This is a genomic window from Giesbergeria giesbergeri (assembly GCF_054779375.1).
In genome coordinates this window covers 1-14792 of sequence record NZ_BAAGYJ010000001.1, presented here as the reverse complement: position 1 = coordinate 14792, position 14792 = coordinate 1, and the positions used below count along the sequence as shown (strand labels likewise).

14 protein-coding genes are annotated in these 14792 nt (G+C 60.5%); 12 read left to right on the top strand and 2 right to left on the bottom strand.

Going from position 1 to position 14792, the window contains the following annotated elements; translation table 11 throughout:
* Positions 1–78: 78 nt before the first annotated feature.
* The 12 genes from ACYVB2_RS00070 to ACYVB2_RS00015 all read left to right on the top strand — a co-directional run bounded on the left by ACYVB2_RS00070 (position 79) and on the right by ACYVB2_RS00015 (position 12569).
* Entirely contained in the window at positions 79–2229 is a 2151-nt protein-coding gene (locus ACYVB2_RS00070) for an acetate--CoA ligase family protein (protein WP_382431738.1), read from the top strand.
* A 21-nt stretch (positions 2230–2250) separates the two neighbouring features.
* The gene (locus ACYVB2_RS00065) at positions 2251–3444 is read left to right on the top strand and encodes an acyl-CoA dehydrogenase family protein (protein WP_382431740.1); all 1194 of its coding nucleotides are present in this window, start codon (positions 2251–2253) and stop codon (positions 3442–3444) included.
* A gap of 36 nt (positions 3445–3480) precedes the next feature.
* Complete coding sequence (locus ACYVB2_RS00060) at positions 3481–4614, top strand: acyl-CoA dehydrogenase family protein (protein WP_382431742.1); 1134 nt, start codon at positions 3481–3483, stop codon at positions 4612–4614.
* Between the two features lie 46 nt (positions 4615–4660).
* Positions 4661–5641, top strand: a complete 981-nt coding sequence (locus tag ACYVB2_RS00055) for a Bug family tripartite tricarboxylate transporter substrate binding protein (protein WP_382431744.1) — start codon at positions 4661–4663, stop codon at positions 5639–5641.
* A 62-nt stretch (positions 5642–5703) separates the two neighbouring features.
* On the top strand, positions 5704–6921 hold the full coding sequence (locus ACYVB2_RS00050) for a thiolase domain-containing protein (protein ID WP_382431746.1): 1218 nt from the start codon (positions 5704–5706) through the stop codon (positions 6919–6921).
* Between the two features lie 4 nt (positions 6922–6925).
* Positions 6926–7342, top strand: a complete 417-nt coding sequence (locus tag ACYVB2_RS00045) for a Zn-ribbon domain-containing OB-fold protein (protein ID WP_382431748.1) — start codon at positions 6926–6928, stop codon at positions 7340–7342.
* A gap of 12 nt (positions 7343–7354) precedes the next feature.
* Entirely contained in the window at positions 7355–8566 is a 1212-nt protein-coding gene (locus tag ACYVB2_RS00040; RefSeq protein WP_382431753.1) for a CaiB/BaiF CoA transferase family protein, read from the top strand.
* Between the two features lie 23 nt (positions 8567–8589).
* Positions 8590–9591: a DODA-type extradiol aromatic ring-opening family dioxygenase gene (locus tag ACYVB2_RS00035; protein WP_382431755.1), complete on the top strand. Its 1002-nt coding sequence runs from the start codon at positions 8590–8592 to the stop codon at positions 9589–9591.
* A gap of 25 nt (positions 9592–9616) precedes the next feature.
* Positions 9617–10324 carry an RraA family protein gene (locus ACYVB2_RS00030; protein ID WP_382431757.1) on the top strand — a complete coding sequence of 236 codons (708 nt, stop codon included), beginning with the start codon at positions 9617–9619 and terminating at the stop codon, positions 10322–10324.
* Positions 10321–10989 carry an RraA family protein gene (locus tag ACYVB2_RS00025; protein WP_382431759.1) on the top strand — a complete coding sequence of 223 codons (669 nt, stop codon included), beginning with the start codon at positions 10321–10323 and terminating at the stop codon, positions 10987–10989. Before ACYVB2_RS00030 ends, ACYVB2_RS00025 begins: the two co-directional genes overlap by 4 nt.
* Positions 10986–11660, top strand: coding sequence for a 4-carboxy-4-hydroxy-2-oxoadipate aldolase/oxaloacetate decarboxylase (locus ACYVB2_RS00020; protein WP_382431761.1), 675 nt, complete (start codon positions 10986–10988; stop codon positions 11658–11660). The genes ACYVB2_RS00025 and ACYVB2_RS00020 overlap by 4 nt, the downstream gene beginning before the upstream one ends.
* A gap of 108 nt (positions 11661–11768) precedes the next feature.
* Positions 11769–12569 carry an enoyl-CoA hydratase/isomerase family protein gene (locus ACYVB2_RS00015; RefSeq protein ID WP_382431763.1) on the top strand — a complete coding sequence of 267 codons (801 nt, stop codon included), beginning with the start codon at positions 11769–11771 and terminating at the stop codon, positions 12567–12569.
* 66 nt (positions 12570–12635) lie between these two features.
* Here the strand turns inward: ACYVB2_RS00015 and ACYVB2_RS00010 are convergent, their stop codons facing one another.
* Both ACYVB2_RS00010 and ACYVB2_RS00005 read right to left on the bottom strand, forming a co-directional pair.
* The gene (locus tag ACYVB2_RS00010; protein WP_382431765.1) at positions 12636–14531 is read right to left on the bottom strand and encodes a propionate--CoA ligase; all 1896 of its coding nucleotides are present in this window, start codon (positions 14529–14531) and stop codon (positions 12636–12638) included.
* 110 nt (positions 14532–14641) lie between these two features.
* Positions 14642–14764 (bottom strand): zinc ribbon domain-containing protein, encoded by a 123-nt coding sequence (locus tag ACYVB2_RS00005; protein ID WP_382431789.1) that lies wholly within the window; start codon positions 14762–14764, stop codon positions 14642–14644.
* Positions 14765–14792: the final 28 nt, after the last annotated feature.

Here is a 14792-nt window from a genome sequence, read left to right as displayed (position 1 = left end):
TGCCAGAATCGGCCCCATTCGGCGGTGCTGCTTTGGCAAACCGCGTTTCCCTTACTTCTCCCACAAGGATCTGTCTGCATGAACCCGTCTGCCCGGAGTCAAGAAGAGCCCAGCGTTTTTGCTGTTGATCACATCCTCCAGCCCCGTTCCATTGCCATCGTTGGGGCTTCTGCCGACCCTCGGGCTTTTGGTGGTTTTGTACTCGCCAATTTGGAGCGTTATGCCTACGGTGGGGTGATCCATCTGGTCAGTCGCAGCAGCACGGAGATTCATGGACACCCGTGCGTAGCCACGGTGGATGCGCTGCCTGAAAACATCGATCTGGCTGTGCTTGCCATTCCAGAGGCTGGGGTGTTGGATGCCATCAGGGCACTGGCGGCCCGCCGTTGTCGTGCGGCGGTGTTGTTTGCCTCGGGCTATGCGGAGGCGGGTGAAGAAGGCCAAGCACGCCAAGCAGAATTGGCCCAAGTGGCGCAAGAGGCGGGCATTTTGTTGGTTGGGCCTAATTGCATGGGGTTTACCAATTTGGCCGCAGGGGTGCCTATTACTTTTGAGCCGATGCCCGTGCGCGCCCGTGAAACCCGCCCTGGGGTAGGGGTGGTGGCACAGAGTGGGTTCATGGCAGCCAACCTGCGCGATGCTTTGTTGGGCCGTGGTGTTCCGGTGACTTCGGTGTTTTCTACGGGCAACGAGGTGGCGGTGGCAGTGGAAGACATCGTGGCGCACTACCTTGCCGATGCGCAGACCCGGGTGATCACCGTGTATGCCGAGCAGATTCGTCGGCCCCGTGTGTTTTTGCAACTGGCTGCCCGAGCGCGTGCGCTAGGCAAGCCCATTGTGCTGTTGATGCCGGGGCGCAGCGCCCGTGCGCGAGAGGCTGCCCAGTCGCATACCGGCGCTTTGGCGGGCGACCACGCCACGGCCACAGCCCTGTTGCAACGTGAGGCGGTGGTGGTGGTGGAGTCGCTGGATGAGCTACTGGATGTGAGTGCGGTTTTATTGCGTTACCCACAGCCACCGGCTGGAGGCACTGCCTTTATGACTGGCTCGGGGGCGATGAAGAACATTGCGCTCGATTTTGCTGACAGTTTGGGCCTGGATTTGCCTGCACTGACCCCCGCCACCGTAGAAAAACTGACAGCCTTGCTGCCCGGATATGCGGTGGCCGAGAACCCACTGGACTACACCACCATCAGTGTGCGCAACCCTGGGGTGGTGGGCGAGTTGTTGCTCACCATGTTGGAGGACGCCCACATTGGCAACATTGTGCTGGCCATCCCGGTAGGGCCAACCGTAGCGCAACAAGACAAGGCCGAACACATTATTCCCACCATCGCCCAAGCTACTAAGCCCACGGTGCTGGTACTGACGGGGGATACCAGCCCGGTAGAGCCATTCTTTTTGGAGGCCATCCAGCGCAGTGGTGTGCCGTTGTTTCGCTCGGCAGACCGGGCTTTGCGTGCTGTGCGCCGCGTGGCCGTCTATGGCGAGGCCTTGCAGCGGGCCGCTCGGGCCAGTGCAGCGCCAGTGCAGGCCTTGCCATTGCCCGGCGCAGTGCCCCCCAATGGGATTTTTGCTGAATACCAAGGCAAGGCTTGGTTGCAACAGGCCGGGTTGCCAGTGCCCCAGGGTATGTTGGCCCGTACCGCCCACGAGGCCGTGCAGATCGCGGCCGATATTGGCTACCCCGTGGTGCTGAAGGCGCAGGCCAGTGCTTTGCCCCACAAAAGTGATGTGGGGGGGGTGCTGGTAGGACTGGCCGACGAGGCTGCGTTGCGTGCAGGCTGGGTACAGCTGTTTGCCAATGTGCGCCAGCACCGCCCTGATCTGGTGCTGGACGGTGCGTTGATTGAGGGGATGGGGCCGCGCGGGCTGGAGTTGGTGGTGGGAGCCAAGCGCGATGCCGAATGGGGGCCAGTGGTGCTGGTGGGCTTGGGGGGCGTTTGGATCGAGGCCTTGAAAGACGTGCGCCTGATTCCTGCTGACATGGCGGAGCAAGACATTGTGGTGGAGCTGGGTCGACTCAAAGCGGCAGCGGTATTGCAAGGCGTTCGCGGGGCTGTGGGGGTGGATTTGCAAGCCATTGCCAAGGTGGTGGCGCTGGTGGGTGCGCAGATGCGGGCCAATCCGCAGATTACCGAGATCGACATCAACCCGTTGGTGGCTTATCCCGCAGGCAGCACACAACCCGTGTTGGCGCTGGATGCCTTGGTGCTGGCCAGCGCCTGATCCACCCCAAGGAGATTGACCATGAAATTACAGTTTTCTCCGGAAGAAGAAGCTTTTCGTCTGGAAGTTCGGGCATTTGTCCAACAACACCTGCCTGCTGATATTCGGCGCAAGGTGGAGGGTGGGTTGCGTCTGGAGCACCAAGACTATGTGACCTGGTTTCGCATTTTGGAAGCGCGCGGCTGGCTGACGCCCAGTTGGCCGGTGGAGTACGGTGGCCCCGGCTGGAGCCATGTGCAACGTTATATTTTTGACGAAGAGACCTTGCTCGGTGGTGCCCCACGCATTATTGCCAGTGGTATCCAGATGCTGGGGCCGGTGCTGCACGCCTTTGGCACCGAGGAGCAAAAAAGAAAGTATTTGCCCGACATTCGCCAGAGCAATACGTGGTGGGCCCAGGGGTTTTCGGAGCCGGGTGCAGGCTCGGATCTGGCGGCGGTGCGCACCACGGCGGTGTTGGAGCCAGATGGAAAGCACTTTGTGGTCAATGGGCACAAAGTCTGGACTTCCTATGCCCACTGGTGCTCGATGATGTTTGCACTGGTGCGTACCGACCCCCATGCCACCAAGCCGCAGGAGGGGATCTCTTTTCTCCTCATTGATATGAATTCGCCCGGGTTGACGGTGCGGCCTATTCGCATGCTGGAGGGCGGAGAAGACCTCAACGAATGCTATTTGGACAACGTGCGGGTGCCGGTGGACAACTTGGTGGGTGAGCTGCACAAGGGCTGGTCTTATGGCAAGTATTTGCTGGGCCATGAGCGCACTGGTATTGCGGGCATTGGTTCTTGCAAGCAGCAATTGGCCCGTGCGCGGCGGCTGGCACAGCAGCAGGGCTTGGGCGAAGACGGCCTGTTGCAGGCCCGTTTGGCGCAATTTGAGGTGGAGCTGATGGCGCTGGAGTTTACGGCGCTGCGCCTGCTCAGTGCCAACCAACAAAGTCGCATTCCGGCTGTCGAGGCTTCCATGCTCAAGGTGCGAGGCACCGAGCTGCGTCAGGCCATTTACGAAACCTTGGTGGACATCGCTGGCCCCGACGCGGTGCCCTTCTCGGTGGAGGCGCAGTGTCTGGAGCATCTGCACCAGGCTGCCACGGGCGAGGAGTTGGTGGCCTTGGCCGCCAACTGTCTGGATTCTCGCAAGGTCACGATCTATGGCGGCACCAATGAAGTGCAGCGCAACCTGATTGCCCGTGCCGCACTGGATGCCTTTTGACCCACCGATGCCCCATGAATGGCACAAGGATTAACGATGGATTTCGCTCTGAACGATGACCACTTGGCTCTGCGCGATGCTGTGCAGCGTTTTTGTGAGGGGGAGTACCCGGCTGAACACCGGGGCAATCCCGAAACGCCGCCACAGGCGGCCCAACGTTGGGTTGCAATGGCTGAGCTGGGTTTGCTGGGCCTGCCTTTGGCGGCCCATGTGGGGGGCAGTGAGCAAGGCCCAGTAGAGGTGATGTTGGTCGCCCAGGAGTTGGGCCGTGCTTTGGGGGGCGGTGCATTTGTCTCTAGCACCGTGATGGCCGGACAGTTGCTGAGCCGCTTGGGGTCTGCCGCACAACAACAGCGTTGGTTGCCTGCACTGGCCGATGGCAGCTTGCAGGCGGCTTTGGCCTTGTATGAGGATGGCGCACGTTATGACTGGCAACAGGTACAGACCCATGCCACGGCCAAGGCTGCCGGTTATGTCCTGCAAGGTCGTAAAACCTTGGTCTTGCATGGTGATACCGCTGGGCTCTTGCTGGTGGTGGCGCGGACTGAAGGCGCCGGGGCTGGCCCCCAAGGGCTGACCGTGTTGGCCGTAGAGGCACAGGCACCGGGTGTGCAGGTGCAAGGTTTTGACACCCTGGATGGGCGCCGCGCGGCCCATGTGGAGTTCAACCAGGTGCAGGTGCCTGCTGAACAGGTGATTGGCACGCCTGGTCAGGCCGCCGAGGGTGTGGAGGCCGTGCTGCAGGCCGGTGTGGCGGCCCTGTGTGCCGAAGCGGTGGGCGCTGTCGATGCCTTGTTGACCCACACCGCAGAGCATTTGCGTACCCGCAAGCAATTTGGCGTGCCACTGGCGAAGTTTCAGGTATTGCAACACCGCATGGCCGACATGGTGATCGCGTTGGAGCAACTCAAGTCTATGGCTTGTGCCGCAGCCATGGCAGTGCAGGCCGGTGATGCCGCCCAGCGTCGCCGCATCGTATCGGCGGCCAAGGTCTTGACCAGCCAGCAGGGGCGTCAGATAGGGCTGACGGCCATTCAGATGCACGGGGCGATGGGCATGACCGACGAGTGCCGTGTGGGGCATTACGCCAAGCGTTTGATGGTGATTGGGCAACTGCTGGGGGATTCTGCCTACCACCTGCAACAACTGATGGCCCCCACGGCACCTTGAGGTCTGCTGTGCCAGCGATTTTCATAAAAAAACCGGAGACAAACCTATGAAACTTTTACAGACATTCAAGGCCACGCTGGTGTGTATGGCGGTGGGCCTGAGCCTATCGGCCACGGCCCAAGACAAACACCCCATCAGGATCTTGGTGGGCTTTCCGCCCGGTGGCTCTACCGATACCGTGGCCCGCGTGCTGGCCGATAAATTGGCCGTTGTGCTCAAGCAGCCGGTGATGGTGGACAACAAGCCCGGCGCTGGTGGCCGTTTGGCCGTCCAAACCCTCAAGACCTCGGCCCCCGATGGTCTGACCTACATGCTGGCCCCCAATGCCACTCCGGTGTTTCAGATGCTGCTCTACCCCGAGACAGTGCTCAAGTACAACCTGCTGACCGACTTCACTCCGGTGGGCTTGGTGGTTTCTTACCCCTTGGCATTGGCCGTTAGCAACCACACCGGTGCCAAGACCGCCAAAGAATATGCCGATTGGGTGAAGAACAACCCTAAAGACGCTACGTTTGGCTCGGCTGGCGCTGGGGGCCATACCCACTTCACAGGGCTGCAATGGGGCAAGATCATCGGTCAAGAATTGCAGGTGGTGCCCTACCGGGGCAATGGCCCCTTGGCTACCGACTTGTTGGGCGGGCAAATTGCCGCTGGAATCATGACGGCAGGCGACATCATTCAGCACCAGCGCAGCGGCAAGGTGCGGGTGGTGGGGCAGTTCGGTGCCAAGCGGTCTCCGGTGCTGCCCGATGTGCCCACGCTGATGGAGCAGGGCTACAAGCTCGATGCTGGAGACGCTTGGACTGGCATGTGGGCACCTGCCAAGACCCCCAAGGCTGAGATTGAGCGCATGCAGAGCGGCCTCAAGCATGTGTTGGGCTTGCCCGAGGTGCGCGAGATTTTGGTCAACAAAGCCACGCTCAATCCCGATTTTCGCAGTGGCGAAGAGATGGACAAGCTCCAGCGCAAGGAGCTGCAATTCTGGGGCCCCATCATCAAAGAGTCGGGCTTCAAGCCGGAGTCTTGAGCCATCGGCCTTTCTTTTTGGGGGCTGTGGCCCTCCCACCCGTCAATAGTGAAGCACGCACCATGAGTTTGAACGGTTCCGCCTACATTGTGGGAGCCTATGAGCACCCCACCCGCAAGGCTGATGATCTGTCCGTTGTTCGCCTGCATGCCGATGTGGCCAAAGGCGCACTGGAAGATGCAGGCTTGTCCAAAAACGACATCGATGGTTATTTTTGTGCTGGTGATGCCCCCGGCCTAGGCACCACCACCATAGCCGAATACTTGGGGCTGCAATTGCGCCATGTCGACTCCACAGAATGTGGCGGTTCGGCTCCCATCTTGCATGTGGCCCATGCGGCTGCGGCCATTGCTGCCGGGCGTTGCAACGTGGCGCTGATCACCTTGGCCGGACGTCCGCGTGCCCAGATGGCGGCTGCCCAGCAGGCTGCCAAGGAGGGCAAGGGTGGCAAAGCGCCGCTGGCCTTGAAGGCCCCTGATCCAGATGCGCCCGAGCTGGCTTTTGAGTTGCCTTATGGCCCGGCCACACAAAATCTGTATGCCGCTGTGGCCAAGCGCCACATGTATGAGTTTGGTACCACCAGCGAGCAACTGGCGTGGATCAAGGTGGCGGCATCGCACCATGCCCAGCACAACCCCCACGCCATGCTGCGTGATGTGGTGACGGTGCAAGACGTGCTTGAGTCACCTATGGTCAGTGATCCATTGCATCGTTTGGATTGCTGCGTGATGAGCGATGGCGGTGGCGCCCTGATTGTGGCCCGCCCAGAAATTGCCCGCGAATTGGCCCGCAAGAATGGCCGCCCTCTGGTCAAAGTGCGTGGCACTGGCGAGGCACCCAAGCATGGCATGGGTGGCCGCATGGATTTGACTTACTCGGCAGCGGCTTGGTCTGGCCCCTTGGCCTTTGCAGAGGCCGGTGTAACGCCCGCCGATATCCAGTATGCCTCGCTCTACGACAGCTTCACCATCACGGTGCTGATGCAGCTGGAAGACCTGGGTTTTTGCAAAAAGGGCGAGGGTGGACGGTTTGTGATGGACGGCAACCTGATCTCTGGCGTGGGCAGGTTGCCCTTTAACACCGATGGTGGTGGCCTGTGCAACAACCACCCGGCCAACCGTGGTGGCGTCACCAAAGTGATTGAGGCCGTGCGCCAACTGCGCGGCGAGGCCCATCCTGCGGTGCAGGTGCCCAACTGTGCCCTGGCGTTGGCCAATGGCATTGGTGGGGCGCTGGCCTCGCGTCACACCGCTGGCACCTTGATTTTGGAAAGGGTCTGACACCATGAACACCCCCGCAAACACTCCAGAGAAACCAGCCCACCGGCGCAAGGTGCCCGCGCCCAGGGTATTGCCCGAAACCTTGGCCTATTGGCAAGCCGCTGATGAGGGGCGTCTGTTGGTCAAGCGTTGCCGCACCTGTGGTGAATTTCACCACTATCCGCGCGACATCTGTCCCCATTGCCTCAGCAGTGACACCGAATGGTGCCAAGCCTCTGGTATGGGCAAGGTCTACTCCTTGAGCACGATGGGCCGGGGCGAGGCGGCCTACACGCTGGCCTTTGTGACGCTGCAAGAGGGCGTGACCCTGATGAGCAATTTGGTGGATTGTGATCCTGCCCGCATAGCAATTGGTGATCCGGTGCGCGTGGTGTTTCAGCCCACCGATGGTCATGCGGTGCCCATGTTTACCCCTATTTGACAGGGAATGCCAATGTCTGCAAGCCAAACCCGCCGTCAAGGGCCACTGTCGCGTTTCACTATCCTGGACGCCTCGCGGGTGCGTGCCGGCCCCACGGCCATTCGTACCTTTGCCGATTTGGGAGCCAGGGTCATCAAGCTGGAAATCCCGCCGGGAGCGCCCGGTGGCGACGACATGATTGGTAGCCGCGATCACAACCGTGCTGATTACGAAAACCTGCACCGCAACAAAGAAAGCCTGACCCTCAACATGAAGGAGCCACAGGGGTTGGAGATCCTGCATGCACTGGTCAAGACGGCAGATGTGTTCATTGAGAACTATCGCCCAGACGTCAAGTACCGCTTGGGCATAGGCCCAGACGACCTGCGCGCCATCAATCCACGGTTGGTGTATGCCAGCATTTCTGGCTTTGGACAAGATGGCCCGTATGCCAACTGGCCGGGGTTTGACTCTATTGCTCAGGGCATGGGGGGCTTGATGAGCGTTACCGGCCAGCCTGGGGCGGGGCCGATGCGGGTGGGCATTCCGATTGCCGATTTGTGTGCAGGCCACTTTTGCGCCCAAGCCATCATGGCGGCGCTGCTAGAGCGCGAAGTCACGGGAGAGGGGCAGTGGGTGCAATCTTCACTGCTGGAGTCCCAAATTGCCATGCTGGATTTTCAGGCGGCCCAGTGGCTTATTGATAAAAAAGTGCCGCAGTCCACCGGCAATGAGCACCCACTGACTGTGCCTACCGGGGTGTTTGCCACCAGCGATGGTTATATCAATCTGGCGGCCATAGGCAACACCATGTTCCGTCGCTTGTGCCAGGCGTTGGAGATGCCCGATTTGGTGGATGAGCCTGGCATGGGCTCAGACCCCGAGCGGGTGCGCAACCGTGGGCGTGTCAATGCCGCCATTGGTGCGGCCTTTAAGCTGCGCACGACCGCAGACTGGACGCAGCGCCTGTTGCAAGCCGGGGTGCCTTGCGGCCCGATCTATACGGTCGACCGCATGTTTGCCGACCCACAGGTACAACATTTGGGCATGGCCCGCACCATGCACCACCCGGAGTTGGGTGATATCGAGGTGGTGGCACTGCCCATGCAGTTCTCACGCCACCCGCGCAACGATGGCCCATTACAGCCCGCGCCGTACCAAGGCGACCAGACCGAGCAGATTCTGGGGGGGCTGGGCTATAGCACCGAGCAGATTGCTGCTTTGCGCGCCCAATTTGTTGTCTGATTTTTGGAAAGAGAACCTGCACTATGGCAAAACTCGTCGCCGCTTTTGGTTCCTCACACAGCATCATGCTGGTGTCACAGCGTGAGGATTGGCAACACCACTTTCAACTGATTGACCCGAAAAATACCCACTACTACGACAAGCAAGGCCACAAGACGGACTATGCCGCCTTGCTGGCGGCGGTGCCGCCAAACAGTGCGGCACTGGTAACGCCAGACAAAATGAGCGAGCGTTATGACGCCGCCGAGGCCGCAATGGATGTGCTGCATGAGCGCATCAAGGCGGCGCAGTTGGACGTGCTGCTCATAGTGGGCGATGACCAGACAGAGCTGTTTAGAACCAGCAACAACCCGGCCATTGCCATCTATTACGGCCACACCATTCGCAACACAGCCCGCGAGCCCGCCAGCCCCGATGACAACTGGGTCAAAACTGCCCGCATGTGGCGCCACGAACCAGAGCAAGACCGCGAATACCCGGTCAAGAGCGATATGGCCGAGTGGCTGATCCGCCAGCTTTGCGACCGTGATTTCGATATTGCGGCGCTAGACAGCATAGAGCCAGGCAAGTTTGAGGGGCATGCTTTTCAGTTCGTCCACCGCCGCTTGCTCAAGGAGCATGGTCTGGCAGTGATTCCGGTCATTCTCAATACCTTTGATCCGCCCAACCAACCCACCCCCCGACGCTGTGTGGCTCTGGGGCAGGCGCTGCGTGAACTGATTGCCCAGTGGCCGCAAGAGCTGCGTGTGGGCGTGATTGCCTCAGGTGGTTTGAGCCATTTTGTGGTCGATGAAGAACTAGACCAACAGGTGCTTAGCGCCATCCGCAACAAGGACAGCGCCGCCTTGGCCGCCTTCGATCCCAAGCTGTTGCAAGCGGGCAGCTCAGAAATTCGCAACTGGCTGGTGGTGGGCGAAATGGCTAAGGAGTTGGACTTGGAATGGGTGCAGTACGTGCCCGGATACCGCACCCCCGCCCTCACGGGTACTGGGCTGGCCTTTGCCGCCTGGAAAACCTTGCCCTGAACCTTTGTGCCTACCAAGGAAAACCATGACTGATTCCCCAAACCATGTGCAGCGTTTGCGCCGTCTGGACGCTTGCGCTGTGTCGGATGCACTGGACAAACTGGGTCTGCCCGGTGTGGTAACCCACCTTGCCCAACGCAGCAGCGGCCCCGGTGGTGCCAGCCGCATTGCAGGGCGTGCCGTGACCATGAAGGTCGGCCCCGGTCAGCCTCCTGCGGGCCCACCCCGGCATCTGGGTTGTAGTGCCATTGAGCAGGCCGACAGCCACAGCGTCATTGTGGTCGAGCAGCGCAGTGGCGTGGAAGCCGGTTGCTGGGGGGGGCTGCTGACACTCGGGGCCAAGGTGCGTGGCGTGGCCGGTGTCATTGCCGATGGCCCTTTGCGGGATGTAGACGAGGCCATAGCGTACGAATTCCCCATCTATAGCCGCAGCCTGTCTGCACGCACTGCACGGGGCCGGGTGGTGGAGTTGGGCACCCAAGTGCCCGTGACCATCGGTGTTGGCACCGGCCCCGGTTTGGGTGGCGAAGTGCTTGTCAACCCCGGTGACTATGTGCTGGCCGACCGCAGTGCCGTCATTTTTATTGCGGCAGAACAAATTGAACAGGTGCTGGAGGCTGCCGAGACCATTGTGGCCAAAGAGGCTGCTATGGCCAAGGCCATTTTGGCAGGAACGCCCATGACGCAGGTCATGGGTGGCAACTACGAACACATGCTGGAGAAATCAATATGAGCAATATTCCCCAAGACGAAAACGTGGCCCGTGCCGCTCGGCTCGACACCCCCACCCTCTCGGACGCTTTGGACAAGCTGGGCATTGTGGGCCAGTGCTACAAGATCAAGCCCCGCAGCAGCGACTTTCGCATGGCAGGCCGTGCTTGGACACTGAAATACGGCCCGGCACAAAACCCGCCCGGCACGGTGGGCGACTTTATCGACGATGTGGCTCCCGGCAGCGTGATCGTACTGGACAACAATGGCCGTGAAGATGCCACGGTCTGGGGTGACATTCTGACCGAAATTGCCCACCGTCGCGGTATTGCAGGCACCGTGATCGATGGCATCAACCGTGATACCCATCTTTGCTTGTCACTGGGTTATCCGGTGTTTTCCAAAGACCATTGGATGCGCACAGGCAAAGACCGGGTGCAGGTGGAGGCCACGGGCATTCCGGTGCAAATTGGTGGCGCTCGCGTAGCCCCCGGCGACATCTTGAAGGGCGATACTGACGGTGTTGTGGTCATCCCCCAAGAGCATGAAGACCGTGTGCTGGCGATAGCTGAGGAAATCGAGGCGGCAGAGAACCACATTCGAGCCGCAGCACGTAGCGGTATCCGGCTGGATGCAGCACGCAAGCAGTTCAAGTACCACCAACTTCAGAGCCGGGAGGCCACATGAGCCAGCTCTTGGATCGGGTAGATCCCGCATCAACCACATGCCTGAATTTTCAGCGCCTCTCGCCAGCCTTGGTGGCTGCCGCCGCATGTCTGCCCACAGCAACGCTGCATGAAGCAGCGAAAAAGAAAGGGGCGCTGCCCTCGGCCATCAAGCCAGTGGCCCCTCACTTCCGTTGTGCAGGCTCTGCCCTGACGGTGCATTCACCCGGTGGAGACAATCTCTGGCTGCATCGCGCACTGGAGCTGTCACGGCCCGGAGATGTGTTGGTGGTTCACACCAGTGGGGTGTATGAGCATGGCTATTGGGGTGAAATCATGACCACTATGGCCAAGGTGCGCGGGCTGGCCGGCTTGGTGATTGACGGTTGTGTGCGCGACAGCGTGTTGTTGGCCGACATTGGTTTTCCGGTGTTTGCACGCGGCCTGTGCATCCAAGGAACGGGCAAAGATTTTGGTGCCACAGGCTGGATCAACCATCCAGTCATGATGGGGCAAGTGGTGGTGCAAGCGGGCGATTTGGTGGTGGGCGATGCCGATGGGGTGGTTGCCATTGCGCAGTCCTGTGCTGCGGAGGTGGTGGCCGAGGGGCAGCAGCGCGAGGCCGACGAGGCCGCCATCTTGCAGCGCCTGCAAGCGGGCGAGAGTACCTTGGCTGTCTACGGCTGGCATTGAGCCGGTGGGGCGTGGTGTCGCTGTGGTGGAGAGCGCATGCGCTGTCTGCACAGGTATTCTTGCGCCTTTGTCAATGCAGCCCATCTCCTTGTGCATCGAAAGAACCGTATGTCTGACACCCTTGCCCCTACCCCATCTACGCCTGTTTTCTCCCTTGCCGCAGGCGGCGTGGCCACAATCACGCTCAACCGTCCGGCACACCGTAACCGACTGGAAAATGCCGATCTGAAAGCCCTGCTGCACCTGTTTGCCCAAATAGATGCTGATCCCAGCATCCGGGTGGTGGTGCTCACGGCCAACACGACCGATCAGCCCAAGCCGGTGTTTTGTGCGGGCTACCACATTGGTGGTTTTGGTGGGGAAGATGAGAGTGGCTCGGCATTGTTTGAGCGTGTGGCCGATGCCTTGGCCGTGCTGCATCCGGTGACGATTTGCGCCCTGAATGGCAGTGTGTACGGTGGTGCCACCGATTTGGTACTGGCCTGTGATTTGCGTGTGGCCCTCGATGGTATTGAGTTTCGTATGCCTGCCACCGCCTTGGGGTTGCACTACTACCCCAGCGGTCTACAACGCTATGTGGCACGGCTGGGGGTCTCGGCAGCCAAGCGTGCTTTTCTGACAGCCCGACCTTTTACTGCGCAAATGCTCTGGAATACGGGTTGTCTGGAGGCGGTGGTGCCCGACGTGGCCGCTATGGATGCTACCGTGGCCGACTTGGTACAAGAGGTGTCGGCATTGGCCCCGCTGGCCGTACGGGCGACCAAGCAATCGATCAATGAGATTGCTACGGGCCAGCCCAACTGGCCCGCCATGCGCGAACGCGAGGCGCTCACATCCGAAAGCGCCGACTTTGCCGAAGGACGCCGTGCCTTTGCCGAGCGGCGCAAGCCGGTGTTTACCGGACATTGAGCCAGACGTTAAAAAAGCCGCAATGCCCGACAAGGCATTGCGGCTCATCGCCCTACAGGAACTGAATCAGGAGCCGACCAGATCACGCACCTGTTGCAGCACGGCGGGGTCTTCCATCGTGGTCAGGTCGCCCGGATCACGCTTTTCGGCCACGGCTTGCAAGGCGCGGCGCAAGAGTTTGCCGCTGCGGGTTTTGGGCAGCAGCCCCACCAGATAAACGCGCGATGGACGTGCCACGGCACCCAGCTTGTGGTCCACCACTTGCATCACTTCGGTCTCTAGTGCCTTGCGGGCAGCGTCATCGCCCAGGCTGCTGGCATCGCGTGGTACGGCAAAGGCCAAGGCGACTTGGCCTTTGAGGTTGTCGGCCACACCCACCACGGCCACTTCAGCAATGTTGGGGTGCGAAGCAATGCACTCCTCAATCTCGCGGGTACCCAAGCGGTGCCCAGCCACGTTGATCACATCGTCGGTGCGGCCCAAAATGAAGTGGTAGCCATCGGCATCGCGGATGCCCCAGTCAAAGGTGCTGTAAATCAGGCGGCCCGGAATGCTCTTCCAGTAGGTGTTGACGAAGCGGTCGTCGTCGCGCCAGACGGTTTGCATACAGCCGGGGGGCAGTGGGCCTTCAATCGCTACCACGCCTTTTTGGTTGGGGGTGGTCAGTTCTTCGCCGGTGGCTTCGTCAATCAGCTTGACGTTGTAGCCATACACGGCCTTGCCAGGGCTGCCAAAGCGGGTGGATTGTGGCTCGACGCCATTGGCCAGCGTGAGGATGGGCCAGCCGGTTTCGGTTTGCCAGTAGTTGTCAATGATGGGCACATTGAGCGAGCTGCTGATCCACTGGGCGGTAGGCTCATCCAGCGGTTCACCGGCCAGCCACAGGGCTTTGAGGCTAGAGACGTTGTATTTAGCCAGATAAGCGGGGTCTTGCTTTTTGAGCACGCGCACAGCCGTGGGGGCCGAGAACATGTGCGTGACCTTGTATTTCTCGACAATGCTCCACCAGATGCCTGCGTCGGGGCGGGTGGGCAAGCCTTCGTACATGATGGTGGCCATGCCAGCAATCAGGGGGCCATAAATGATGTAGCTGTGGCCCACCACCCAGCCGATGTCGCTGGTAGCAAAGAAGGTTTGACCTGCTTCGGCATCAAAGATGTGCTTCATGCTGGCAGCCAGTGCTACGGTATAGCCGCCGGTGTCGCGTTGCACGCCCTTGGGCTTGCCCGTGGTGCCGCTGGTGTAGAGGGTGTAGCTGGGATCGGTGGACTCTAGCCACTCGCAAGGCACTTGGGCATTCAGGTGCTGCTCGCGCAGGCTGGCCCAATCTTGGTCGCGGCCTTCTACCCAATCCATCGGGGCCAAGCCGCGGTTGACCATCAACACGGCTTGGGGTTTGTGGCTGGACAACGCAATGGCTTCGTCCAACAGCGGCTTGTAAGGCACCACTTTGCCACCGCGCGAACCAGCATCGGCACTGACCACGGCCACGGGCTGTGCGTCTTCAATGCGTGAGGCCAGCGAGCCCGAGGCAAAACCACCAAACACCACCGAGTGCAGGGCGCCAATGCGCACACAGGCCAACATGGCAAAGGCGGCTTCGGCAATCATGGGCATGTAGATCAGGACGCGGTCACCCTTTTTCACGCCCAAGGCTTGCAGGCTGGCGGCCATGCGTTGCACCTCGGCGTGCAACTCGGCAAAGCTGTAGCTGCGCTCGGTGTTGGTTTCGGTGGAGATGGCGATGAGCGCGGCTTGATCGGCGCGGCTAGCCAGGTGGCGATCTACGGCGTTGTGGCACAGGTTGGTCGTGCCGCCGACAAACCAACGGGCAAAGGGCGGGTTGCTGTAGTCGCAAATTTGCTGGGGCTGGGTTTGCCAGTCAATCAGGCGAGCCTGCTCGGCCCAGAAAGAGTCCCGTTCAGTGATGGAGCGTTGGTGAAATTCGGCGTAGCTGGTCATGCAATGTCTCCGAGGGGCGCGCACAGGTAGTGGCAATTTTGAATTCATAATTATTTATCTTGTGTGCTTGCGGGAAGCTGACGCGGTTTGTCATTGACATCCTCCCCGCCCTAAAGGACGGGGATTCCTACTGCTAGACGGCGATGCCCCGCCGCGAGAATGTTGCGTGCTGCATTCACATCGCGGTCGTGTTCCGCCCCGCAATCGCTGCACTTCCACTCTCTTATTCGCAAACCCGCTCTACCTTTCGGACTGCTGGCA

What these genes read in the sequence shown, in the direction of transcription:
- ACYVB2_RS00070 (WP_382431738.1), top strand. Translation starts at nt 79, where the DNA reads ATGAACCCGTCTGCCCGGAGTCAAGAAGAGCCCAGCGTTTTTGCTGTT.
- ACYVB2_RS00065 (WP_382431740.1), top strand. Translation starts at nt 2,251, where the DNA reads ATGAAATTACAGTTTTCTCCGGAAGAAGAAGCTTTTCGTCTGGAAGTT.
- ACYVB2_RS00060 (WP_382431742.1), top strand. Translation starts at nt 3,481, where the DNA reads ATGGATTTCGCTCTGAACGATGACCACTTGGCTCTGCGCGATGCTGTG.
- ACYVB2_RS00055 (WP_382431744.1), top strand. Translation starts at nt 4,661, where the DNA reads ATGAAACTTTTACAGACATTCAAGGCCACGCTGGTGTGTATGGCGGTG.
- ACYVB2_RS00050 (WP_382431746.1), top strand. Translation starts at nt 5,704, where the DNA reads ATGAGTTTGAACGGTTCCGCCTACATTGTGGGAGCCTATGAGCACCCC.
- ACYVB2_RS00045 (WP_382431748.1), top strand. Translation starts at nt 6,926, where the DNA reads ATGAACACCCCCGCAAACACTCCAGAGAAACCAGCCCACCGGCGCAAG.
- ACYVB2_RS00040 (WP_382431753.1), top strand. Translation starts at nt 7,355, where the DNA reads ATGTCTGCAAGCCAAACCCGCCGTCAAGGGCCACTGTCGCGTTTCACT.
- ACYVB2_RS00035 (WP_382431755.1), top strand. Translation starts at nt 8,590, where the DNA reads ATGGCAAAACTCGTCGCCGCTTTTGGTTCCTCACACAGCATCATGCTG.
- ACYVB2_RS00030 (WP_382431757.1), top strand. Translation starts at nt 9,617, where the DNA reads ATGACTGATTCCCCAAACCATGTGCAGCGTTTGCGCCGTCTGGACGCT.
- ACYVB2_RS00025 (WP_382431759.1), top strand. Translation starts at nt 10,321, where the DNA reads ATGAGCAATATTCCCCAAGACGAAAACGTGGCCCGTGCCGCTCGGCTC.
- ACYVB2_RS00020 (WP_382431761.1), top strand. Translation starts at nt 10,986, where the DNA reads ATGAGCCAGCTCTTGGATCGGGTAGATCCCGCATCAACCACATGCCTG.
- ACYVB2_RS00015 (WP_382431763.1), top strand. Translation starts at nt 11,769, where the DNA reads ATGTCTGACACCCTTGCCCCTACCCCATCTACGCCTGTTTTCTCCCTT.
- ACYVB2_RS00010 (WP_382431765.1), bottom strand. Translation starts at nt 14,531, where the DNA reads ATGACCAGCTACGCCGAATTTCACCAACGCTCCATCACTGAACGGGAC.